Origin of the sequence: Streptomyces sp. NPDC050546, assembly GCF_044457425.1 — a bacterium.
Lineage (GTDB): Bacteria > Actinomycetota > Actinomycetes > Streptomycetales > Streptomycetaceae > Streptomyces.
On sequence record NZ_JBITGX010000009.1, the window covers coordinates 42,328 to 64,919 of the forward strand.

At 71.0% G+C, this 22,592-nt stretch carries 20 protein-coding genes and 2 pseudogenes; 10 read left to right on the forward strand and 12 right to left on the reverse strand.

Features of this window, described 5'->3' with window-relative positions; translation table 11 throughout:
• Positions 1–43: 43 nt before the first annotated feature.
• The 6 genes from ACIBK5_RS22700 to ACIBK5_RS22725 form a co-directional block, all read right to left on the reverse strand.
• On the reverse strand, positions 44–1,438 hold the full coding sequence (locus tag ACIBK5_RS22700) for an NAD(P)/FAD-dependent oxidoreductase (RefSeq protein WP_399021817.1): 1,395 nt from the start codon (positions 1,436–1,438) through the stop codon (positions 44–46).
• A gap of 60 nt (positions 1,439–1,498) precedes the next feature.
• Positions 1,499–2,935 carry an MFS transporter gene (locus ACIBK5_RS22705; RefSeq protein WP_399022437.1) on the reverse strand — a complete coding sequence of 479 codons (1,437 nt, stop codon included), beginning with the start codon at positions 2,933–2,935 and terminating at the stop codon, positions 1,499–1,501.
• 124 nt (positions 2,936–3,059) lie between these two features.
• The gene (locus ACIBK5_RS22710; protein ID WP_399021819.1) at positions 3,060–4,343 is read right to left on the reverse strand and encodes a wax ester/triacylglycerol synthase domain-containing protein; all 1,284 of its coding nucleotides are present in this window, start codon (positions 4,341–4,343) and stop codon (positions 3,060–3,062) included.
• Positions 4,344–4,393: 50 nt separating this feature from the next.
• The gene (locus tag ACIBK5_RS22715) at positions 4,394–6,031 is read right to left on the reverse strand and encodes an acyl-CoA carboxylase subunit beta (protein ID WP_399021821.1); all 1,638 of its coding nucleotides are present in this window, start codon (positions 6,029–6,031) and stop codon (positions 4,394–4,396) included.
• 354 nt (positions 6,032–6,385) lie between these two features.
• Positions 6,386–7,213, reverse strand: coding sequence for an IclR family transcriptional regulator (locus ACIBK5_RS22720; RefSeq protein WP_382491731.1), 828 nt, complete (start codon positions 7,211–7,213; stop codon positions 6,386–6,388).
• A 342-nt stretch (positions 7,214–7,555) separates the two neighbouring features.
• Positions 7,556–9,613, reverse strand: a complete 2,058-nt coding sequence (locus ACIBK5_RS22725; RefSeq protein ID WP_399021823.1) for a glycoside hydrolase — start codon at positions 9,611–9,613, stop codon at positions 7,556–7,558.
• Between the two features lie 289 nt (positions 9,614–9,902).
• On the opposite strand from ACIBK5_RS22725, the gene ACIBK5_RS22730 reads away from it, so the two are divergent.
• Positions 9,903–10,913, forward strand: a complete 1,011-nt coding sequence (locus tag ACIBK5_RS22730; protein ID WP_399021825.1) for a LacI family DNA-binding transcriptional regulator — start codon at positions 9,903–9,905, stop codon at positions 10,911–10,913.
• Between the two features lie 15 nt (positions 10,914–10,928).
• On the opposite strand, the pseudogene ACIBK5_RS22735 reads toward ACIBK5_RS22730, so the two are convergent.
• Positions 10,929–11,075: pseudogene (locus ACIBK5_RS22735) on the reverse strand (VOC family protein); the annotation flags it as partial.
• Between the two features lie 224 nt (positions 11,076–11,299).
• Here ACIBK5_RS22735 and ACIBK5_RS22740 point away from each other — a divergent pair.
• The gene (locus tag ACIBK5_RS22740) at positions 11,300–11,848 is read left to right on the forward strand and encodes a DUF1062 domain-containing protein (RefSeq protein WP_399021827.1); all 549 of its coding nucleotides are present in this window, start codon (positions 11,300–11,302) and stop codon (positions 11,846–11,848) included.
• Positions 11,849–11,924: 76 nt separating this feature from the next.
• Here ACIBK5_RS22740 and ACIBK5_RS22745 read toward each other — a convergent pair whose 3' ends face one another.
• Positions 11,925–12,434 carry a hypothetical protein gene (locus tag ACIBK5_RS22745; protein ID WP_399021829.1) on the reverse strand — a complete coding sequence of 170 codons (510 nt, stop codon included), beginning with the start codon at positions 12,432–12,434 and terminating at the stop codon, positions 11,925–11,927.
• A gap of 138 nt (positions 12,435–12,572) precedes the next feature.
• Between ACIBK5_RS22745 and ACIBK5_RS22750 the strand changes: the two genes are divergently transcribed.
• Positions 12,573–13,280, forward strand: a complete 708-nt coding sequence (locus ACIBK5_RS22750) for an AAA family ATPase (protein WP_399021831.1) — start codon at positions 12,573–12,575, stop codon at positions 13,278–13,280.
• Here ACIBK5_RS22750 and ACIBK5_RS22755 read toward each other — a convergent pair.
• Complete coding sequence (locus ACIBK5_RS22755; RefSeq protein ID WP_399021833.1) at positions 13,270–14,442, reverse strand: epoxide hydrolase family protein; 1,173 nt, start codon at positions 14,440–14,442, stop codon at positions 13,270–13,272. The two genes, ACIBK5_RS22750 and ACIBK5_RS22755, sit on opposite strands and share 11 nt — an antisense overlap.
• An 83-nt stretch (positions 14,443–14,525) precedes the next feature.
• Between ACIBK5_RS22755 and ACIBK5_RS22760 the strand changes: the two genes are divergently transcribed.
• Positions 14,526–15,086, forward strand: coding sequence for a CGNR zinc finger domain-containing protein (locus ACIBK5_RS22760; protein WP_399021835.1), 561 nt, complete (start codon positions 14,526–14,528; stop codon positions 15,084–15,086).
• A 2-nt stretch (positions 15,087–15,088) separates the two neighbouring features.
• The gene (locus ACIBK5_RS22765; RefSeq protein ID WP_399021837.1) at positions 15,089–16,432 is read left to right on the forward strand and encodes a BTAD domain-containing putative transcriptional regulator; all 1,344 of its coding nucleotides are present in this window, start codon (positions 15,089–15,091) and stop codon (positions 16,430–16,432) included.
• Positions 16,433–16,444: 12 nt separating this feature from the next.
• Here ACIBK5_RS22765 and pip read toward each other — a convergent pair whose 3' ends face one another.
• Positions 16,445–17,425, reverse strand: coding sequence for a prolyl aminopeptidase (pip, locus tag ACIBK5_RS22770; RefSeq protein WP_399021838.1), 981 nt, complete (start codon positions 17,423–17,425; stop codon positions 16,445–16,447).
• A gap of 135 nt (positions 17,426–17,560) precedes the next feature.
• Positions 17,561–18,907, reverse strand: a complete 1,347-nt coding sequence (locus tag ACIBK5_RS22775) for a hypothetical protein (protein WP_399021840.1) — start codon at positions 18,905–18,907, stop codon at positions 17,561–17,563.
• A gap of 268 nt (positions 18,908–19,175) precedes the next feature.
• Between ACIBK5_RS22775 and ACIBK5_RS22780 the strand changes: the two genes are divergently transcribed.
• The 4 genes and pseudogenes from ACIBK5_RS22780 to ACIBK5_RS22795 all read left to right on the forward strand — a co-directional run bounded on the left by ACIBK5_RS22780 (position 19,176) and on the right by ACIBK5_RS22795 (position 21,698).
• Positions 19,176–19,565, forward strand: coding sequence for an ATP-binding protein (locus ACIBK5_RS22780; protein ID WP_399021842.1), 390 nt, complete (start codon positions 19,176–19,178; stop codon positions 19,563–19,565).
• Positions 19,566–19,602: 37 nt separating this feature from the next.
• Positions 19,603–19,897, forward strand: a pseudogene (locus ACIBK5_RS22785) (DUF6879 family protein); the annotation flags it as partial.
• A 38-nt stretch (positions 19,898–19,935) separates the two neighbouring features.
• Positions 19,936–21,150: a helix-turn-helix domain-containing protein gene (locus ACIBK5_RS22790; protein ID WP_399021843.1), complete on the forward strand. Its 1,215-nt coding sequence runs from the start codon at positions 19,936–19,938 to the stop codon at positions 21,148–21,150.
• 125 nt (positions 21,151–21,275) lie between these two features.
• On the forward strand, positions 21,276–21,698 hold the full coding sequence (locus ACIBK5_RS22795) for an ATP-binding protein (protein ID WP_399021845.1): 423 nt from the start codon (positions 21,276–21,278) through the stop codon (positions 21,696–21,698).
• A 269-nt stretch (positions 21,699–21,967) separates the two neighbouring features.
• Here ACIBK5_RS22795 and ACIBK5_RS22800 read toward each other — a convergent pair whose 3' ends face one another.
• The gene (locus ACIBK5_RS22800; protein ID WP_399021847.1) at positions 21,968–22,288 is read right to left on the reverse strand and encodes a hypothetical protein; all 321 of its coding nucleotides are present in this window, start codon (positions 22,286–22,288) and stop codon (positions 21,968–21,970) included.
• Positions 22,289–22,378: 90 nt separating this feature from the next.
• Between ACIBK5_RS22800 and ACIBK5_RS22805 the strand changes: the two genes are divergently transcribed.
• A complete protein-coding gene (locus ACIBK5_RS22805; RefSeq protein WP_399021849.1) occupies positions 22,379–22,564 on the forward strand; it encodes a hypothetical protein in 186 nt (61 codons plus the stop codon).
• The last annotated feature ends 28 nt before the right edge of the window (positions 22,565–22,592 follow it).

The following is a 22,592-nucleotide window of genomic DNA, read 5'->3' on the forward strand; positions in this document are numbered from 1 at the left end:
GCGTGTGTTGAAGAACGTGGCGGGTCGGCCGCCACGGGCCCCGCTATACGGGCGCGGGCCCGGCCGGCCGCTGCCGGGTGCTGTCCAGCAGGTACTGGCCCATGGAGCCCAGGTTCCCGGCGATCAGCCGGTCGCCGGCCCGGCGGGCCGGGGGGATGTGCCGTGGTGCTCCACGCACCAGCCAGCGCACCATGCGCACCTTCCAGCTGGTGTCCGGGCCGGGGGCCACGTGGTCCAGCAGGGCGTGCATGTTGGCCGCGGAGTAGAACCGCGCGGGGTCCACGATGGTGGCGAAGACACCGACCATGTCGCGGCCGTGTGTGGCGCTGCGGCTCATCGCCTCGATGAACTCGACCTCCTCGGGGCTGTGATCGGCGATGGCCGCGTGGTCGCAGGTGTACCGGTAGTGGCCCCTGACCAGGTCGTCCCGCCGCCTGCCGTAGCGGGCGAGCGCCTCGGGCAGTCCGGCGCCGCCCTGCCGCGACCACGCGGTGTCGACGGCGTCCGCCAGGAGTTCGGCGCTGCGCAGGCTGTCGCTGATGCCGGCGGCGGTGATGGGGTCGCGGGTGTAGCCGGCGTCGCCGACCAGAGCCCAGCCCGGGCCGTGGGAGCGGCGCAGGAAGTTGGGCACGGATCCGGTCATCCAGCGGCCGGTGCGCCGGGTGTCGCGCAGGGCGGCGGCCCACTCGGGGTCGACGGCCTCGAAGGCGTCGATGACCGTCCGGTCGCGTTCCTCCTGAGCGCCGGCCTTGAAGTCCCCGGTGGGCTGGGCGACTCCGACGATCGTCAGGCCGTCGTGGGTGGGCCAGGTGAAGGTGTGCTTGCGGGCGTGCCGGTGGGTGCGGACCCGGCCGTCGTGCGGCAGGCCCTCCCAGTACGCCCAGTGGCTCTTGTTGAGGACGGGCCGGGCGCCGTACTTCTCGGCGCCGGTCAGCCGGGCGACGGTGGAGTTGGAGCCGTCGCCGCCCACCACGAGCCGGGCGTGCTCGGTCACCGCGGTGCCGTCCTCGGTCTCTCCCCGGACGCCGGTGACGGTGCCGGCCTCGTCGGTGCACAGGTCCCGCACGGAGAAACCCTCGCGGAACTCCGCGCCGGACGCGATCGCGGCGTCCAGCAGGATCCGGTCCAGGGCGGCCCGGTCCGGGGAGTACGCCTCGTCGACCTCGTCGGCCGCGGGCAGCGGGGCCATCAGCCGGGCCCGGCCGCTCTGCAGGCCGTACTCGCGGATCGGCGGGCAGCCCGTGGCCTTCAGCTGCTCCAGGAGCCCCCAGCGCTTGAGCCGGAGGATGCCGGGCGGGTGCACCAGGTTGGTCGCGGCGGCCTTCCCGCCGGGGAAGACGGCGCGGTCGAGGAGGAGGACCTTGTGTCCGGCCCTCGACAGGAGCATGGCCGTGGCGGCACCGCTGATGCGTGCCCCGACCACGATGACGTCGTACATCTCAGGTCCCCCAGTCGCCGTGTCGTCCGAATCGCCCGGATCGGCCGATTCGCTCGTACGTCATCGCCGCCGCGCGGCGCTGCCGGCCCCGCTCTTCTCCCGCTCGGGAGACCCGCCGGCCTCGGCAGACGCGCTCGCGTCGGCTTCGCGGGCGGAGGAGCCCCGGGCCGTCTCGACCGTCCGGCTCTGCTTGGAGCGGCGCGGCGCGGTGAGCATCGCCAGCACGCCGAGCGCGGCGAATCCGGCCCCGGCCCAGGTGGCGGGCACCAGCCCGTCGACGAACTGCTGCGGGGTGCCGTAGCCGCCGTAGGAGGTGAAGATCGAGGTGAGGACCGCGACGCCGAGGACACCGCCGAGTTCGCGGAAGGTGTTGTTGGCGCCGGAGGCGATGCCCTGCTCGCGCGGCTTGACGACGTTCATCGCCATCTCGGCGGTCGGCGCGAAGAACAGTCCGAGCCCGATGCCGCCCAGCACCAGGCCGGGCACCTGGTCGGTGTACTCGGTGTGCACCTCGGTCACCGAGGCGAGCCAGCCGAGCGCGACGGCCTCGGCCAGCAGCCCCAGCGCCACCACGAGCCGGTTGCCGATCCAGGCGGTCAGGAAGGACGCGAGCGGGGCGATCACCACGGGCATCGCCGTCCACGCGAGCATCCGCACACCCGCCTCCAGCGGCGAGAAGCCCTGGATGTTCTGCATGAACTGGGTGAGCAGGAAGACCAGTCCGAACATGGCCGCGAACATCAGCATGCTGGTGACGTTGACGGCGCTGAAGGCCCGGTTGGCGAACAGCCGCATCGGCAGCATCGGCGTCCGGGCGCGCAGTTCCCACAGCACGAACGCCACCAGCAGCACGAGCCCGGCGATCAGGGAGCCGAGCACCTTGCCGCTGGTCCAGCCGTCGTTGGTGGTGCTCACCAGCGCGAAGACCACACCGAGCATGCCGAGGCTGACCAGGACGGTGCCGACGATGTCGAGCCGGGCTCCGGCCTGCTTGCTCTCGGCGAGCTGCCACACGCCGAGCAGCAGCACGGCGGCGCCGATCGGCACATTGACCCAGAAGATCCACTCCCAGGAGATCTTCTCCACGACGGCCCCGCCGATCAGCGGGCCGAGCGCCACGGCCAGTCCGCTGAGCGCGCCCCACACTCCGAGGGCGATGCCGCGCCGCCGCTCGGAGACGGCCTCGGTCAGCAGCGTCAGGGTCAGCGGCATGACGATGGCCGCGCCGAAGCCCTGCACGGCCCGGGCGGCGATCAGCTCCCCGGGCGAGCCGGCCAGCGCACAGCCCGCCGAGGCGGCCGTGAACACCGTGAGACCGATCAGGAACATCCGCCGGCGTCCGAAGCGGTCGCCCGCGGCGGAGCCGCCCATCAGGAAGACGGCGAAGGACAGGGTGTAGGCGTTCACCGTCCATTCCAGTTCCTGGAGATCGGTTCCCAGGGACTTCTGGATGGCGGGCAGCGCGGTGATCACCACGAGGTTGTCCAACGCGGCCATGAACACCGCGAGGGCGCTCACGATCAGCGTCGACACTGCGTTTCCACGGGAAGGGGGCCAACCGAGCACAGGAGATCCTTCGTCGGGCGTACGGGACTGAATTTCGGGGGACGGGGGGGGACGGTCAGGCGGAGACGGACAGGGTGTCCAGCGCCTCGCGCCACAGGCCGGCCAGCCGCCCTGCGTCGGGCAGGGCGCGGTCGTACAGGAAGCCGACCCGGACCCGCTGCCCGTAGGAGAGCAGCGTCACTGACAGGGCGTTGCCCGGCAGCAGGACGCCGATCGGGGTCGCGTCGACGGCGGGGGCGCCGCCGAAGGACAGCGCCGTGGGCAGGCTGAAGTTGGAGGCGTACAGCGGTGAGGCGTGCGGGCTGAGCAGCCGCCGTACCGTCCACCGGGTCACCGGCGCGGGCAGGATCCCGACCAGGACCCTGCTGGCCGGCCGCAGGCCGTGGGCGCGCATCCGCCGGGTCCGCTCGGCGAGTTGCCCGAAGGCCACGTCGAACGGCGTGCCCCTCTCGGGCAGGTTGACGACCGCGGTGGTGAGGTGGTTGCCGACGAGGGCGTCCTCGCCGGGCACACGGGTGCTGAGCGGCATCCGGACCGGAACCGGTGCCGTGCGAAAGCGCGCCCGGATCTCCTCGTCGCCGTCGGCCGCCCAGTCGTCGACGGCCTTCCACAGGGTCATCAGGAACGCGTCGTTGAGGGTGGCGCCGAACCGGTGGCTCAGCTCTCGCAGTTCGTTCCAGGTCGCACCTGCCGTGGCCACGCCGAGGCGTTCGGCGCAGGGCCTCGGCACCCTCGGCCAGGGCTGGGCGGGCAGCAGGGCGCGGGCGAGTCCGGTGCCCACGCTCACCGTGCCCCGGGCCAGTTCGCCGGCGGAACCGCTGACGAGCGGCCGCACACCCGCCGAACGCCGTTTGCCGTCCTCCAGGCCGGGGTCGCCGAACAGCGAGGAGACGATGTGGGAGGCGCCCATGCCGTCCTCGGCGCTGTGGTGGACCCGGAAGCAGACCGCGAACTCGTCGTCGGCCCAGCCGTGCACGAGGTGCATCGACCACAGCGGGGCGCCGTCCGGCAGCGGCTCACGGGCCAGGGCGGTCAGGACGGTGTCGAGGGGCGTCCCCGGCGGGAACTCCTCCTCGCGCAGATGCGCCGCCGGATCGAAGCCCGGGTCCGGCTCGCGCCGGGGGCCTCCGGGGCCCGGTGTCATGCGGTGGGTCAGTCCCGGGAGCACGGGCAACCGCTGCTTCAGGAGGTCGTACAGGTCGCTCAGGGGCGGCGGGCTCCCCCGGAACCGGAGGAACTGTCCGTGGGTCAGGCCGGCTTCCCGCGCCACGGATCCCCGGGATCCCCTGGATCCCATGGCGAGGAAGACCTCGTCGATCGGGTTGAGTCGGTGATTCATGCGCTCGGCTCCCCTGCCGGTCGCGGCGTACATCGTCCCCGGGTGGCTGGTCAGGTGGGTGGGTTGCCGTGCTTGCGGGACGGCAGGTCGGCGTGTTTGGCCCGCAGCGCGCGCAGCGTCTCGATCAGCGTGGCGCGGGTCTCCGCCGGGTCGATGACGTCGTCGACGAGGCCCCGCTCTGCGGCGTGGTAGGGATGCATCAGCTCGGCCTTGTACTCCTTGACGAGCCGCTCGCGGGTCGCCTCGGGATCGTCGGACGCGGCGATCTCCCGCCGGAAGACGACACCCGCGGCGCCCTCCGCGCCCATCACCGCGATCTCGTTGGTGGGCCAGGCGTAGGCGGCGTCGGCGCCGATGGACCGGGAGTCCATGACGATGTACGCGCCCCCGTACGCCTTGCGCAGCACCACCGAGACCCTCGGCACGGTGGCGTTGCAGTACGCGTACAGCAGCTTGGCGCCGTGCCGGATGATGCCGCCGTGCTCCTGGTCGACCCCCGGCAGGAAACCCGGCACGTCGACCAGGGTGACCAGGGGGATGCTGAAGGCGTCGCAGACGGAGATGAAGCGGGCGGCCTTCTCGGAGGCATGGATGTCCAGCACGCCCGCGAGGCTGGTCGGCTGGCTGGCGACGACGCCGACGGTCTGCCCGTCCAGCCGGGCCAGTCCGCACAGCACGCTGGTCGCCCAGCCCGCGTGCGTCTCCAGCCAGTCGCCCTCGTCGACCACCTCCTCGATCACGGCGCGCATGTCGTAGGGGCGGTTGCCGTCGGCCGGCACCAGGTCGGCGAGCGCCTCGCCGGCGCGTCCGGCGGGGTCGGCGCAGTCGTAGGACGGCGGCGTCTCACGGTTGTTGGACGGCAGCAGGGAGAGCAGGTGGCGGACCTCCTCCAGACACTCGGTCTCGTCGTCGTGGACGAAGCCGGCGACGCCGGACACCGCGCCGTGGACATCGGCGCCGCCCAGTCCCTCGTGGGAGATCTCCTCGCCCGTCACCGACTGCACCACATCGGGACCGGTGATGAACATCTGGGAGGTGCCGCGCACCATGAAGACGAAGTCGTTGAGAGCCGGAGAATAGGCGGCCCCGCCCGCGCACGGGCCGAGCATCACCGCGATCTGCGGTATCACCCCGGACGCTTTGGTATTGCGCTGGAATATGCCCCCGTATCCGGCGAGCGCCGATACTCCCTCCTGGATACGGGCGCCCGCTCCGTCGTTGAGGGAGACCAGGGGCGCTCCCGCCGAAAGGGCCATGTCCATGATCTTGTGGATCTTGGCGGCGTGCGCCTCGCCCAGGGATCCGCCGAAGATGCGGAAGTCATGGGCGTAGGCGAAGACGGTGCGGCCGTGCACGGTGCCCCAGCCGGTGACGACGCCGTCGGTGTGGGGCCTGCGGTGCTCCAGTCCGAAGCCGGTGGCCCGGTGCCGCCGCAGCCGCTCCACCTCGTGGAAGGAGCCGTCGTCGAAGAGCAGGTCAAGCCGTTCCCGCGCGGTCAGTTTGCCGCGGGCGTGCTGTTGTTCGGTGGCGCGCTCGCTCGGCCCTTGCTCCGCTTCGCGCCGGGTGGCGTGCAGGAGGGCGACGCTGTCGCGCAGGGCGGAGTGCTTGTCGGTGGGGGCGTCGGCGTGGGCTGCTAAGCCTGATGCCGGGGCGGGGCTCTCGACCGGAGCCGCGGATCGGACCGTCATCCTCGGGTCTCTCTCCGTCTGTTGGAGGCGGGCTCCTCTCCTTTGAGGCTCCCCCTTTCACTTCGATTATTCGAGGGTCGCCGTACCGCATGTCAAGCGAAATCGGGACTCTCCCGCAGGGCGGGATATTCGGGAATCCAGGAATCCCGTCTCGCGAGAAGCGGGAGATCCGGTGAATGCGACTGCCCCGCGCGGGCACTTTCAATTAACCGCGAACTCACAGCGAACTCACCGGTAACTCGCCGGTAACCGGTCGGACCCGGAATTGCCGTGGAAGGCGGCGGCCGGCGCGTGCGCGCCGAAGCCCCCCCCGGCCGGGAACGGCCGGGGGGCTTCGGCATCCTTCGGCAGCGCTCAGTACGACCCAGGGGCCTCCTCGGACCACGGGCCGTGATCATCGTCGCCGGGCGTGAAGCAGGACGCCGCCCGCCGTACCGCCCGCACCGCGGACACCGAGCAGGCCGACATGTCGTGACCGGGCTTCAGCACCGCCACGGACCCCATGATCAGCCCGTCCCAGCGCACGGGCGCCGCGCAGCCGACCCAGCCCTCCGCCCACTCCTCGACGTCGAGCGCGAGCCCTTCCTTGCGGACGGATTCCAGGGAGGCGAGCAGCCGTGCGTCGTCGCGGAACGCCCCCGGCCCGGCGCCGTCGGGCACGGGCTCGGCCAGCACACCGTCCTGGATCACCTTCGGCAGGAACGCGAGGATGGCCCGCCCCGCCGCCCCCGTCCGCAGCGACCGGCACAGCTCCACCAGCGCCCGGGGGGAGACGCCGAGCTCGGACAGGTCCGACGCGCCGACAGCCATGTCCAGGCACTGTTTCCCGGCACCCCCGAAGGGCGCCAGGGCGAAGAGGAACGCCAGTCCGCCGTCGGTCGCCGTGTGCAGATCCTCCAGAACGGCGTGCGCGACGCGGGCGTTGGGCGCGTGGGCGAGGGATTTCAGCCCCAGCCGCGCGGCCCCCGCCCCCAGCCGGTACAGACCGTGCCCTTCCCGGGCGAAGATGCCGTCGTACACACCGGACTGGAGGATCCGGTGCACGGTCGAGTCGTCCAGCCCTGTCGCTTCGGCCAACTCGCCGGGCCCGTGCATCTGGCCTTCGACCTCGGTGAAGGCCCGCTGGACCCGGAAGACCCGGTCCGCGTGCGCACTGCCGCCGAGAGTGCTGCGCTTGCTCATTGCCTGCTCCCCGTTGCTCCCCGTTGCTCCCCGTTCAGGTGGCGTCGCCCCGCCCGGGGTGTGACAGCCTGTCCCTTACCCACCACGGTAGTTGCCCCTACCGACCGTGACCGGGACGGGCACACGGCGAGGGAGCGGGCCGCGGCAGGCTCAAAGGAGTGCGGTTGGGCCGGATCCGCGACGTACGGCCTGCCCGTATCCGGCAACAGCCCGCCCGGCCGCTCCACAACCGCTGCGGTCGGTCTGCTGAAGGCTCCGCCCCTGGCAGCACGACGCCCCCGACCCGGCCACCAGGGCGGTGGCGGCGGGCGGGGGCGTCGTGGGCGGATGCGCGAGGCGGGGCTAGTCGGTCGTCACATCCGTCAGCTTCCAGCGCTGGTTGGACCCGGAGTTCGGCTGCCACAGGCCGACGGACGCGCCGTCGTTCGTGGACTGGCCCGAGACGTCCGGGAGTTGCCCCGTGGCGGCGTTGACGAGGGTCCACGTGCCGTCGCCGGTGGTGGACATGATCCACTCGGTGGCCTTGTCACGGCGGCCCTCGTCCGGCTCGGCCACCAGTGCGCCGTCACGGACGGCCAGGCGCTTGTCCTCGCTCGCCTCGGTGAGGACGTACCGCTTGCGGTTGTCGCTCCCGCGGATCTGCTCCACCTTCCACTCCTGACCGCTCGGGTCGGAAGCGTTCGCGCTCCGGATGACCAGGCCCGTGCCGTTGTCGGCCAGGGTGAGGTCCTTGCCGCTCTGGACGCCGGTCAGGCGGTAGGTGTGGCCCTTGCGGAGCTCCGCCGCGTCCTTCGCCGTGCCGGAGACACCCTTGACGAGGAAGGACGTCACGGACTGGGCGGGCACGGTGAGCGTGGCCTGCTTGCCGTTGACGCGGACGGCCTTCTGCTTGTCGAGCTTGCCGTCGGCGCTGGTCACCACGGGTGTGACGGTGGCGCGGGAGGAGATCCGGCCGAACTTGGACAGGTCGAGGGTGACCTCACGGGCCTCGGCCGTGCTGTTGACGTGGACGACCGTCGCCGCGTCGCCCTTGCGGGAGACCGCCGCCGTGCTGGACGTGTCGTTCGTCTTGATCAGCCGGTCGCCGGGCTTGATGTAGTGCGTGAAGTTACGGGCCGTGTCGAACTTGGTGTTCGTGTAGATCGGGCAGGACTTCAGCGTGTCCGTCTTGGTGCAGCTGAACGGCAGCTGGATCTCGCCCCAGTTGCCGCCCTTCGCGGACTCGCCGCCCGGCTTCATGTTGTCGTAGTCCTCGACGGGCTGCCAGAACACCCAGGCCTTGGGCTCCAGTTCGCGCAGGTCGTCGACCATGCGCTGGGCGAGGCCGAGGCCGGGCCGCATGTCCGTGAAGCTCTGGCCGTCGCCCCAGTCGCCCTCGACCTCGCTCATCCACAGCGGCTTGTCGGCCGCCTTGGCCAGGTCGCGGACGGTCGTACGCTGCCCGGTGCCGTAGGTGTGGACGTTCATCTGGTCGACGAGGTCACGCACCTCCTGCGGGTAGGAGTTCCAGTTCGTGGCGAACGTGCCCGGGTTGGTCTCGTCCATCGCGGATATCTCCGCGCGCGATCTGGACTTCTCCAGGACCGGGGCCAGCGCCCGGATCACCTTCTGCTGCATCTCGGGGCCGATGTGGGCGCCCTCCTGGCGGCCGCCGGTCGGCTCGCCGTCCGGGCCGAGCTTGGTGCCCCAGTAGTCGGTGTTCGGCTCGTTGAAGGGGTCGAGGGTGTCGACCTTGATGCCGTGCGCCTTCTCAAGACGCTCGGTCGCCCCCACCAGGTACTTGGCGAAGTCCTCCACGGACTCCGGCTTGAGCTGGTCCTTGCCCGCGTCGAAGTTGCCGGAGACGTAGCCGCTCTCGGTCATGAACCAGGGCGGGGAGTTGCTGAAGGTCTCCCAGTGGGTGATGTCCTTCTTGATGCGGTCGACCCACCAGCGCTGCGTCTTGTCGGCGTTCTTGTTCCAGTCGCCGGGGTTCTCGGCGTCCCACCAGTCGACGTCCTCGCGGGTCGTGCCCGCCGGCGCCTTCCACCAGCCCTCGACGGCCCCGCCGGCCCGCAGGTAGTCCTTGACGTCCGGGGCGTTGCCGCCGCCGATGTTGTAGCGGGCGATGTTCAGCGCGAGGCCCTCGTCGCCGAAGAGGAGCTTGTAGAGCTTCTCGCGGACCGCGGGCGGGTAGTCGCCGGTGGCGTTGGCGAACCAGACCAGGCTGGTGCCCCAGCCCTCGAACTTCTCCCCCGAGTAGGAGGGATCGGGCCGGACGGTGACCCCGGCCGCGGCGGCCCGAGACGTCGTCTCGGCGTGCGCGGCGGGCAGGGTGGTCGCGGCCAGGACGGTTCCGGTCGCCAGGGCGGTGACGCCGATGGCGCCGAGGAGCCTTCTCTTACGGGTGCGGTGTGCCATCTCGAGTACTCCAGGGCTCTGGTGCGGTGTGGCGCCTTCTCGTACGACTTCGACTGTTTTCTACTGTTTCTGCTCGGCAATGTTTACGTAAACATCCACTGGCGGGATGTCTACACTGTCCGAATCTCAGGGGTCAAGGAGTCGTTCCGGACCTAATTTTTCGCGCCGGTCGCGCGGCGAGGAGAGCGAGGGGCAGGTGGGCGCAGTGGACGGCGAGAGCGAACCCGGGAGCACCGGCGGCACGAGTCGTACGAGAAGGCGTGCGGCCCGTCCCCGCCAGGGCGCGTCCATGGCCGACGTCGCCCAGCTCGCCGGTGTCTCCTCCCAGACCGTCTCCCGTGTCTCCAACGGCTTCCCGGGCGTCACCGAGGACACCCGCCGGCAGGTCCTGGACGCCATGCGGGAGCTGGGCTACCGCCCCAACAGCGCGGCCCGGGCGCTGCGCCGGGGCGAGTTCCGCACCCTCGGCGTGATCACCTTCTCCCTCTCCACGATGGGCAACATCCGCACCCTGGAGGCCATCGCCACCTCCGCGGCCCAGCACGGCTACGCCGTCACCCTGCTGCCCGTCGCCGTCCCCACCCAGGACGAGGTGAACGGCGCCTTCTCCCGCCTCGGCGAACTCGCCGTGGACGCCGTCATCGTCATCATGGAGATCCACCTCCTGGACGCGGCGACGGTCTCGCTCCCGCCCGGCGTGCAGGTCGTGGTGGCCGACTCGGACGCCGGAGACCGCTACACCGTCGTCGACACCGACCAGGCGGGCGGCGCGCGTGACGCCGTACGGCATCTCCTGGGCCTCGGCCACGACACGGTCTGGCACCTGGCAGGACCCGAGGGCTCCTTCGCCGCCCAGCGCCGCGCCAACGCCTGGGGCGAAACGCTGAGGGCCGCGGGCCGGGCGACGCCACCCCTGGTCCGCGGCGACTGGTCGGCCGAATCCGGCTACCGGGCCGGTCTGCGACTGGCCGACGAGCCGGACTGCACGGCGGTGTTCGCGGCCAACGACCAAATGGCCCTGGGCCTGCTGCGCGCCCTGCACGAACGCGGCCGCCGGGTCCCCGACGACATCAGTGTCATCGGCTTCGACGACATCCCCGAGTCCGCGTCCTTCCTCCCGCCCCTCACCACCATCCACCAGGACTTCGCGGAGGTGGGGCGGCTGTGTGTGGAGGGGGTGCTGGACAAGATGCGGCAGGACGGAGCGGAGCACGGGACGACGCTGGTGCCTACGCGGCTGGTGCGGCGGGAGAGCACGGGGGTCCGGCGGCGGCAGGGCGGGGCGTCAGCGGGCGGGTGAGGTGAACTCGGGCGAGAAGTCCACCAACGCCGCCAAGTCGGTCGTGGGGATCGTGACGAAGGCGGGCATCCCGTAGATGCCACGGAAGGGCTCCGGCGGAACCGTGTCCGGGCCGGGGGCGGGCACGGGGCTCATCTCGAACGCGTCGTAGTGGTCGCTCATGCGCACCACCCTCCGGCCTCACGCGACGTGAGGGTCAAGCCGGACGAAAACCAGTGGAGCGGCGCCGCTGTGCGCCATTACCGTGCTGCCGACCCGAGTCGTCTGAGCCAGGACGTGCCGTTGTACACCGTGTGAGACCTCCCGAGAGCTGATCTGTCGCGCGTCGCGCATCTGCGCCGCGCTGATTTTTGCTGCGGATTTCTCACTGAAACCGGTGTACTTCTGTGCTCGAAAACTGGGTGGTCATGCCCACCTGTCTGCCGCTCGTCCTCCGCCGTTGCCACACCTGCGCGTCCGAACGCTTCCGGGCGGACGGCAAGTTCCGCGTCAACGCCCACCACAAGCTGCTCGACGCCTGGCTCCTCGTGCTCTGCACCGCTTGCGGGGAGACGGCGAAGCTCACGGTCCTGGAGCGGATGAATGTGCGCTCCGTACGACCCGAGCTGCTGGACCGGCTGCACGACAACGACCCCGCCCTGGCGGCCGAACTGCTCCAGGATCCGGTCGTGCGGCGACGCAATCGCATCGCCCTCGACTGGGACGACGCCTGGCGCCTCGACACCGGCGGCTCGGATCACCTGGACCGTGAGGTGATCGACGTATCGGTCCGCTTCGCGGCGCGGATCCCGGTCCGGCCGGTGCGGCTGATCGCTGAAGGGTGCGGTCTTTCCCGGGCCGAGGTCGAAAGGCTGATCGAGGAGGGGAAGGTCGTCTCGGCGGTCCGGCTGAGCGGCAAGCGCTCCGGCGACTTCACCTTCACGCTCAAGCGCTGAGCCTCCGGGGCGGGGGCCTGTCCGACAAGATCCAGCACGATCCGCCGGACAGGCCCCCGCCCCGTGGTCCCCCGCGTCAGTCGATACGGGCGCACAGGTCGTCCGTGGTCCCCCGGACGAGATGTACGGCCTTGTATCCGGTGGCGCTGACGTCCATCGTGTAGACGCCGTCGACGATGTACAGGCCGCGCGGCAGGGTGCCCTGGCCCTCCCCGACGCCGACGAACACCGGCCCGTGCACGGCCCAGAGTTGTGAGCCGTCGGGCCGGTACTCGACGACGGCCGAGCCGCTCGCGTCGGCGTCGTACGCGGCGCCGGTCTCGGTGTTCGTGACGCGGATGACCAGGTCGCCCTTGTAGGCGACCCGGCGCGCGGAACCGTCGGGGTGGGTGCTCAGGACGAGTCGCACCACCTCGTCGACGACGGGCTCGCCGTGCACGGGGAAGTCGCAGCGCACGCCGGCGGCGACGTCCCACGGTGTGGAGGGCGCCGGTTCCCAGCCCCCTGCTTCTGCCGCGGCCGTCGCGGGCTGCGTCCCCAGGAGCGCGGCGGCGAGGGTGAGTGTCGCGAGGGCGGTTCGGCGCATGGTTCTCCCTGGTCAGAGGGGTGGAAAAGGGCTCGCCGCAAGGGCGTGCGCCAGTCTGGCCCCGGCCTCTGACCAAAGCCTCACCATCCTCGGCGTGGGCACGGCGCCGCCTTCCGTGTCCTGGGCGACACTGGTCGGGTGATTGTCGAACGCGCGTACGCCCATCTCTCCTCGTACGACGAGGACACCTGGCCCTGGTCGGTGCCCTGTGTCCGGCAGCTGCTCGACGAGGGGCTGCGCTTCACCGCCCCGGTGACCTTCCTGGTCGGCGAGAACGGCTCGGGGAAGTCGACACTGGTCGAGGCGCTGGCGGAGGGGTTCGGCCTGGACTCCTACGGCGGCTCCCACGACTGGCGCTACGCCTCCCCGCGCGGCAAGTCGGCGCTCGGCGAGCGGATCAGGTTCGACGCGGCCTCGCGCGGGCGCCGCATGGTCACCAGCTGGTCGGCCCGCAAGGGCTTCTTCCTGCGGGCCGAGACCGCGCTGGACGCGCTGAACAGGGAGGGCTTCGCGCCGGACTCGGTCAGCCATGGCGAGGGCTTTCTCGCGGCGTTCCGCGGGAAGTTCCTGCACGCCGGGCTCTACGTCCTGGACGAGCCGGAGGCGGCGCTCTCCTTCTCCTCCTGCCTGGAACTGATCGGGCACATCGACCGGTTGGCCAAGGAGGGCGGCCAGGTCATCTGCGCCACGCACTCCCCGATCCTGACCGCCCTGCCGGGCGCGGACATCGTCGAGGTCGGCGAGCACGGCCTGCGGAGAGTCGCCTGGCGGGAGCTCGGCGTCGTGGACCACTGGCGCCGCTATCTCGCCGACCCGCACGCCTATCTGCGGCACATCACCGACTAGCGTCCAGCACTGCCGCGAGGCCCTCCCGCAGATCCCTGACGAAGAACTCGGGAACCTCCAGCGACGGGAAATGCCCCCCTTTCTCGGGCGTCCTCCAGCGGACGATGTGCCGGTACCGCTCCTGCGCCCAGGGGCGCGGGCACTTCTCGACGTCGCGGGGATACATGGTGAGTGCTGACGGGACGTCGACCCGGAGTCCGGGATCCAGCGAGTTGTGGCTCTCGTAGTAGATGCGGGCCGCCGACGCGCCGGTCCGTGTCAGCCAGTACAGGGTGACGTCGTCGAGCACGCGGTCCATGGAGATCGTCTCGAACGGGCTGTCCTCGGTGTCCGACCACTCGGCGAACTTGTCGAGGATCCAGGCGAGAAGCCCGACCGGTGAGTCGACGAGCGAGTAGCCGATGGTCTGCGGCCGGGTCGCCTGCTGCTTCGCGTACGCCGCGCGACGGCTCCAGAAGTCGCGGGTCTCCTCGGCCCACTGGCGCTCGACCGCCGTCAGCCCGTCCGTCGTCAATCCGGGCGGCCCCTCCGCGAACGTGGTGTGGATGCCGAGAACGTGCTCCGGGAACCTGCCGCCGAGGACGGTGGTGATGTTGCCTCCCCAGTCTCCGCCGTGGGCCGCGAACCTGCCGTAGCCGAGCCTTCCCATCAGTTCCACCCATGCGGCCGCGATCTTCTCGGTTCCCCACCCGGTGGTGGCCGGCTTGTCGCTGTATCCGAAGCCGGGCAGCGACGGCACCACGACGTGGAACGCCGGCGCGTCCGCGTCCTTCGGATCCGCCAGCTCGTCCACTACGTCGACGAACCGGGCGATGCTGTCCGGCCACCCGTGCGTCAGGAGCAGAGGAGTGGCATCCGCGCGCGCGGACCGGCGGTGCAGGAAGTGGATTCCCAGCTCGTCGATGGTCGTGCGGAACTGGCCGATGCGGTTGAGGTGGTCCTCGAACGACCGCCAGTCGTACCCGGTGCGCCAGTAGTTCACGACATCGACGAGGTCGGCGAGCGGAACGCCCTGTTCCCATCGGCGAGGGCCGGGCGCGGCGCGATGGACCGTCTCGGCCTCCGGCAGTCGCGCCGCGGCCAGTCGCGCGCGCAGCTCGTCGAGGTCGGCGTCAGTCGCGTGGGCTTCGAATGCGTGCACATCGCTCGTAGGGCGGGGCATGAGACCTCCTGGCCATCGCGGAACCGGCTAAGACGGTTCTAGCAGCCCTCCGAGCCGGGCCGCAACCGGCTAAGGTGGTTCCCATGTCTGCTGGACTCCCTGACTTCCGCCTCGGCAGCGTGTTGGCGACCAGCTTCACGGGGACTCTCTCGGAGCGTCATGGCGACGCCGTGGAGCGCATTCCCACGCCGCAGCGACTCGTCGACTGGCTGGCGGTGTACGGCCTCGCCGTGGACTCCTGCACCCCTGCCCAGCTCGAACTCGCCCGGGAACTGAGGGAGTCGATCCACGCCGCCGCGACAGCGGCCGCGCTCCAGGAGGCTCTCCCCGGGTCCGCTGTCCAGGTCATCAATGACCGCAGCGTCCAGGGCCGGGCCGCGGCGGTCCTGACGCCCGAGGGCGAGCGACGATGGCGGCTCAGCTCGGCTTCCCGCGTCGAGGACGCCCTCGGCGTGATCGCCGCCGACGCGATCAGCATCATCGCGGGCGAACGAGACGGAAAACTGGCCTTGTGCGCGTCACCGACCTGTCTGGCCGCCTTCTTCGACACCAGCCAGAGCCGCACCCGCAAATGGTGCGACATGAACACGTGCGGGAATCGTCAGAAGAAGGCGCGCTTCCATGCCAGGCAGGCTGCCCGGTAGCCATGGACTTCCAGCTGCTCGGTCCGTTCGCCGTCCGTCACGAGGGACGGCCGGTGCCGGTGGGCGGGCGCCGCCAGGAGCGGTGCCTGCTGGCGGTCCTGCTGCTGCACGCAGGCCGTGTCGTCTCGACCGAACGCCTCATCGACCTGCTGTGGGACGGCGACCCGCCCGCCTCCGCGCGCGCCACCGTCCACACCTACGTCGGCCGGCTGCGCGCCGCGCTGAGACCGTACGGGGTGCCCGTCGAGACCCGCCACGACGGTTACGCCGTAGAGCAGGGCCAACACCGCGTCGACGCACAGGAGTTCACGGCCCTCGTCGGGCAGGCGGCCGCCGCCGGGAACCCGGCCGAGCGGATCCGCCGCTACGACGATGCCCTCGGGCTGTGGCGGGGCGAGCCGCTCGCGGACGTGGCCGGTGAGCGGCTGCGGACGCGGCTGGGCGGCAGGCTCACCGAACTGCGGCTGTCCGCCGTGGAACAGCGGGCCGAGGCCCAGCTCGCCATGGGGCTGCACGACCGGGTCGCGGCGGACCTGACACCGCTGCTCGACGAGCACCCGACGCGTGAACGGCTGGTCGCCGCCCGGATGACCGCCCTGTACCGGGCCGGCCGCCAAGCCGAAGCGCTCCGGCTGTACGACGGCACGCGCACCCTGCTGGCGGCCGACCTCGGCATCGAACCGAACCATGAACTGCGCACCCTGCACGAACGCATGCTGCGCGGCGACCCCCGGCTTGACCGGCCCCCCGGGCCCGTCTACGCCGTACGGGTCGGCGACCAGTGGCTGCCGTGGAGTACGAGCGGACACCCGGCGCTGGAGTTCTGCAACACCTACGCCGGGTGGGGCGGGGATCCGCTGCCCGGGTCGGACTGGCTGCGGGGCTATGCCGCGCTCGCCGTATGGGCCGGGCATCTGGACCTGGTCGAGGAGCGGACGGTCGCCCGACTGCGGGAGCAGGCCGTACGCGAGCCCGCCGAGGCCGCCGCCGCGCTCGACGAGGCACGGCGGTTCCGTACGGACCTGTACGCCTGCCTGACCGATCCGCAGGACGGCCGGGCCTTCAAGGCGGTGGCCAGGGTGGTGGAGGACGCCGCGCGGCTCTCGGTCTTCACCCGGGGCGAGGACGGCCTGGGACGCTGGCGGCCGTCCCCCTCCGCCGGTCTGCGCCTGCCCCTGGTCGCGGTGGCGCGCAGCGCGGCCGAACTGCTCGCCGACCCCCGCCGCCTCACCGTCCGCGGCTGCCCCAGCCCGGACTGCGGCTGGCTGTTCCTCGACGAGAGCGGGCGGCGGAGGTGGTGCAGCCTGGCGACGTGCGGGGCCCAGCGGGTCTCGGGAGCCCGGTGACAACGGCCCGCATCAGACGCGGTGTGTGTTCCCGAGGGGCCGGAACCGGTCCGTAGCCGCCACCACGGCATCCGTCGTGGCGTCCCCGGACAGTCCGTGCCCCTCCCCGCCGATCAGCACCAGCTCCGCGTCCGGCCACACCCGGGCCAGTCGCCACGCGATGTCCGGAGGCCCGCTTATGTCCATCCGCCCGTGGACCATCACCCCCGGGACACCGGCCAGCTTCCCGGCGTCGCGCAGCAGGACCCCGTCCTCCAGGAAGCCCGCGTGCCGCCAGTAGTGCGTGACGAGGCGGGCGAAGCGCAGCCGGAAGCGCGGGTCCTCGTAGCGGGGGTCGGGCTTGTGCCCGGGGTGGGTGGACACATGCACGTCCTCCCAGCGGCACCACTCCCGCGCGGCCCGCTCCCGTACGGCCGGATCGGGGTTGGCGAGCATCCGGGCGTACGCCTCCACCAGGCTGCCGTCGCGCTCCCCCTCGGGGACGACGTCCCGGAACCGGGCCCACTCCTCGGGGAAGATCCGCCCCATGTCCCGAGTGACCCACTCCACCTCGCGGCGGGTGGTGCTGGTGACGCTGAAGAGGACCAGTTCGGAGACTTGGCCCGGGTGCCGCTCGGCGTAGGCCAGCGCGAGGGTCACACCCCAGGAGCCGCCGAGGACCAGCCACTCCTCGATGCCGAGGTACCGCCGCAACCGCTCGATGTCGGCGATCAGATGGTGGGTGGTGTTGGCGGCGAGCGAGGTCCGCGGATCGGCGGCGTCGGGCGTGCTCCGCCCGCACCCGCGCTGGTCGAGGAGCACGATGCGGTACGCCGCCGGGTCGAACAGCCGACGCCAGAACGGCCCCGCCCCGGATCCCGGCCCCCCGTGCAGCACGAGGGCGGGCTTGCCCGCGGGATTCCCGCAGGTCTCCCAGTAGACGCGGTTGCCGTCGCCGACGTCGAGCATGCCGTGCTCGTACGGCTCGATGCCCGCCGGATAGAGCCCGGCCATATGAGACGTCCTCTCCGGTCTGCTCGCCTGTCCGCTTCGGATACAGCAGGCGATGCTGGGAGGCATGCCCGTGCGGCCCGCACCCCGCACGGCGTCCTGCTCATGGAGGTGCCTCCCGTGGTCCTGGTGCTCGAGTCAGGCCGCTTTGAGGCGAGCGGCCTCGCGCGCTCGCTCGGACAGTGCCTGCACCGCCGGGAGCGTCTTGTGCGCGGGCAGGCTCTTGCGAAGCGTCCTCAAGTGCTCGTCGCCGCGCGCTGAGCTGATCGTCACGTACTCGTCGAGGAACTGGCCCCACGTGTCGCAGGCAGCTTCCACGTGCCGCATGCGGAACTGCCGCTCGGCGATCACTCCAAGGCAGTGCAAGCGGCCCTGGCGCTCCAGAGGGGAGCGCGCTGCGTTGGACCGGCGCAGGGCCTTGATGGCCCCCTCACGGTCCTTCAGGTGCCACCTGACATGGGCTTCGTGGAAGTAGTAGGCAGCCTGGTCGTAGCCGCCCACGGCGTCACGCCGGTTGTCGGCCTGCGCCAGCGCCGTCTCGGTCTCCGTGAGCCGGGTCAGGGCGGTGTGCCGGTCGCCGGTCATCGCCGCGGCGGCGGCTTGCTGGCCCCTCAGGAACGCCACCAGGCGCGGCCCCGAGTTCGGGGCGGCCTCCGCCGCCGAGTCGGCGAGTTCAAGCGCGAGCGGCCCGTAGCCCAGGTGGCTCGCTTGCAGACTCATTCCGCGCAGCGTGCGGCAGTAGGTGACGTGGTCCTCAGCGGCGCCCGCGAGATCGAGCGCGCGCAGATAGTAGCGCTGTCCAAGTCCCTGCGCGTTCTCGTACATCGCCATCCACCCCGTGAGGTACACGAAGTCCGCGGCGGCGGCCCGCATGTCGCGCTTCACACGCTCGGTGCCCGATGCCCGCAGATAGGTCCCGACGGTGTTGGCCAGGAAGGCGGCAGCCATCGGGCGGGCGTGGCCGGCCCCGATCTGGTCCAGGATGTCCGCGACCTTGTCCGTCATCGTGCGCACGGTCTCGACATCGGACCGGCCGATGTGCACCGTCCTCCCGGCCGTGGCGTGTTCAATCCGCTCGGCGGTATCGGAGACGTCCTCATACGACGGCACAGCAAGCGTCGCCGCGTACATCCCCACCCGCAACACGCTGCGGCGGGACGGGTCCATGTCTGCTCGACCCAGGTCGATCACCCCTGCTACCGGATCACGTACGTCGGCCGGTCCGGTGTCGGGCCAGCCGATCTCAGCGCACGTCACGGGGCGGCCGAGCAGCCGGGAGAGCGCTTCGAGGACGGCAGGTCGGGCGGGTGGCCTGGGTACCGATCCGGCGAGCCAGTGAGACACGCTCGTCTTGTCGTAGTGCAGCGTGACGCCGAGTTCGCGACCAGCCGCGTTCACCCGCCGCGCCAGCTGCGCGTTCCCGATCCCTCCCGCTTGCATGAGGCCCGCAAGGGCGGTGTTCGGTGTGCGTGGTTGCCGTGGCATGTGAACCCCCGAGTCGTGTTCAACCAGTTCAACCGCTCCTCCACTGTCCTCCCTTACCCACAGAGGCGCACCGGGGTTGGGTGATTACGAGCCGTTCGCACCTTCAGCGGGCGGCAGTTGACGGCCTGGTGTCTCTCCCGCCCCGGAGGGGAATGCCAGGCACCGACACGGACGAAGAGGCCGCATGGCGACGATCACAGCAAGACCTCCCGCACGACCGCCGTTCCCCCCGCTGACGCCTCGTCCCACCGGCCATCCGGGCTACAGCATGACCCTGGAACGCACGGAGGAGTCCGCGGCCGTCGCCAGGCGCGCGACGCGCACGACGATGCAGTGCTGGGGCCTGCCCGAGGAGACGACGGATGCGGCCGTGGCGATCGTCTCGGAGCTGGCGACGAACGTGATCCTCCACGCGCGTACCGGCGGCATGCGGCTGATCTGGGAACTCCCCGCCCGTGACCGTGTCCTCATCGCTGTAGTGGACCGAGACGCCCACCGGCTCCCGAGGATCCGCACCCCGGACCCCGAGGCGGATCAAACGGGCCGAGGGCTGGCCTTGGTCGACGCGCTGAGCGACCGGTGGGGGTACGACCGGATGGGTTCGAAGCCGTGGGGGAAACGTGTCTGGGCCGAGTTGCGAGCGGACGGCGAAGAGTGAGCGCCCAGCCGGCACCAGCAAGGGAATCGAGACCCGATCGGAACCGGTCAGCGAGTACACCCGGTTCCTGCACAGCTTCACCTTCACCAACGTCGCCGCCGGGGAGCTGGTGCGCTGGCTTCCGCGAGCGCAGGGCCTCCGATCTCGCGCTGCCCGGCAACGACTTCTGGCTGTTCGACGACGACACGGTCTACTGGAACCACTTCACCGGCGACGGTGTATCCGCCGGTGGTGAGGTCTCCGAAGACTCGGCGGCAGTGAAGCTGTGCGCCGAGGCCTTCGAGGCGGTGTGGTCACGCGCAGTCCCGCACGACCAGTACGAGATCCACTGACCCGCCCGGAGGGCAGGGGCGCGGCGTACGGTGGCAGCGTGGCAAACGAAGACCTGGGACGTACCCTGCGCCGCTTGCGTCGTCTGGCCTCTTTGACGCAAGAAGAACTGGCCGAGCGCTCCGGCGTGTCCGTCGACGTGATCCGTCAGCTCGAACAGGGACGGAAGCACTCGGCACGACTGCCCACGCTGCACGCCCTGGCCAACGGCCTCGGTGTGGAGCTGACCACGCTGCTGGGAGATCCGCCTGCGGTCTCCTCCACAGGTGAGAACGACGGGCCGCGCTTCGTCGCCGTGCGCCGCGCCATCATGCCCGTGCTCTGGGGACCGGAGCCGGAACCACCAGCTCCCGGATTCTCGCTGGAGCGTCTGCGCGAGCAGATCGCGGACGGCTGGACGCAGTACCACGCGGCCGAGTTCGACACAGTGATGAAGGCCTTGCCGGACCTGATCTCGGACGCGCGTGCCGTCACCGCTTCGGACGGCGACGACGATCGCAAGGCCGGTTTCGCCGCCCTGGGCAAGGCACTTCAGCTCGCCGGCCATGTCGCCGTGCGGATGGGCAAGACGGACCTCGCTCTGACGAGCTTGGAGCGTGCCATAGAGGCCGCGGGGCAGTCCTCCGATCCATTGCTCGTGCCGATGATCGTCAACTCCACGGCGTGGACCTACCAGCGGCAAGGACGTCTGGAAGACGCGTTGAGCATCGCGCTCCGTGCCGCCGCCGACGTGGCAGATGCCGGGCTGGCCGAGACGACCGACGGGCTGAAGGTGTGGGGCGCGCTGACCATGAGCGCCGCCACGTCCGCCGCGCGAAGCGGCGACTATGAGCGCGCGGCGGCGATGATGGAGAGGGCGGAGAAGGAAGCCGGACGGGTCTCCAAGCTTCCGGAGGGTGGCGACAACCGCATGGTCAGCGTTTTCAGCCCGTCTTCGGTCCGTATCGAGCGCGTGCGTCTGGCCGTTCAGTACGGACGCCCGCACGACGCTCTGTCGCTGGCCAAGGGGATGCGGCTGAGCGGGGACACCCCACCGTCCTGGCGGACATGGCTGTTGCTGGACGTGGCCCGCGCCCACACGGACATCGGGGACGCGGCCGGGGCGGTGAAGACCCTGGAGTCCCTGCGCCGGGTGGCGCCGACGTGGATGCAGCACCACACGTTGGCCGTGGCCATCGTGCGCGACCTGTGGGCGCTTCCCAACCACCCCGTGGGACTGCGTCCGTTGGCGGAGTTTCTGGGGGTCGTCGCCTAGCGTGGTGAAAGTGGGACGTTACGCCCCTGTCAGCGTCCCCGGCATGTCGCTTTCATGAGCGGACAGTGCCCCGGCGACCGCGCGAACGGTCCCGGGGCTCGGCCGATCTGAGAGAGCAGACCGACATGCCGCGACCTACGACGCGGGCGCTTCCTACCGGCTGCCCCGGGTACTGCGAGACGCTGCCGCGCAGGCCCGAGAGCGTGGGTGCGGCCCGGCGCCTGGTGCGCGTCGCCCTGGCCGCCTGGAGCCTGGACGACCTTGCCGATGACGGTGAGCTGATCGTTTCCGAGTTGGTGTCGAACGCAGTCCAGCACGCCCGGTGCCGTTCCATCCGTGTCACTGTCACCCGGCCCGAGACAGTGCGGGTGCGCATCGGCGTCGTGGACAAGTCCAAGCGGTTACCGGAGGTCAAGGAACCACGTGACGGAGACGAGAACGGGCGGGGCCTCGCGCTCGTGGGAGCGCTGGCGAAGGACTGGGGCACCGATCGACTGCCGTGGGGCAAGCGGGTGTGGGCAGAACTGCACGGGGAGGAACACGCATGACCGGCGAGCGAAAGCCCTGGGTGGGCGACCTGATCCTCGACGAGGCCGCCGACCGGTGTGGCGTCGTCACGGATGTGCGCGGCGGCGCTGTCTGGGTGCTGCGGCCGGAATGCGGGCCGGGGCAGTGGACTTCGCGGCAGCCGGAGCGCCTGATCATGGTGACACCCCGCGAAGAGAGAGGGCCGCAGCCCCATGCGCGTGGAGGAGCGGATCAGCCTCGGAATCGCCCGGCCGCCCCTGGCAGCAGTGGATGAGCCGCTCGGAGACCGTCACTCACCCGGAGGCTCCACGCGCATATCGAGATGCCTGTCGATGAAGCCGTTCATGAACTCCACCCCGAAGGCATGGGTCTCCGGAGAGACGTCAGAGGGCGGCTCGCCGAACCACAGGACGGTCTCCGGCTTGCGCTCCGCCTCAGTGAGCCACGAACGAAGCCTGTCGACCCTGCCTCCGCTCAGCCGGACCAGGGCCTGGTGCACCCGTTCTCGGTCCACGCCCGTATACAGATCAATCAGTGCCAGCGCACTCGCGGTCTTGTCGCGCGAGAACGTGGCTTCGCACAGCTGCCGTGTTGCCGAGGACACCGCCACACCCGTCATCCTGCCTATCGCCGACATCGGCGACAACAGCTGGCATCGGCCCGGAACAACAAGGACCGGCGACACGACTGAGGAGCAGGCATGCCCAAAAAGACCCCGCAGGACTGGGAGAGCCTGGAGCAGGAGCTCTACTCGGCGGGTGTGGATCCCGGCGAAGTGAAAGCTGGTTCGCGCCGCCTGCTGGCAGAAGCCCGCATGACGGGACACGGCTGCTGCACACGCGCCAGGACCCCGAACTCCGGGTCCCACACCAAGCGCCATCAGTGAACAAGGGCCGCCGCGAGCCCCGAGTGAC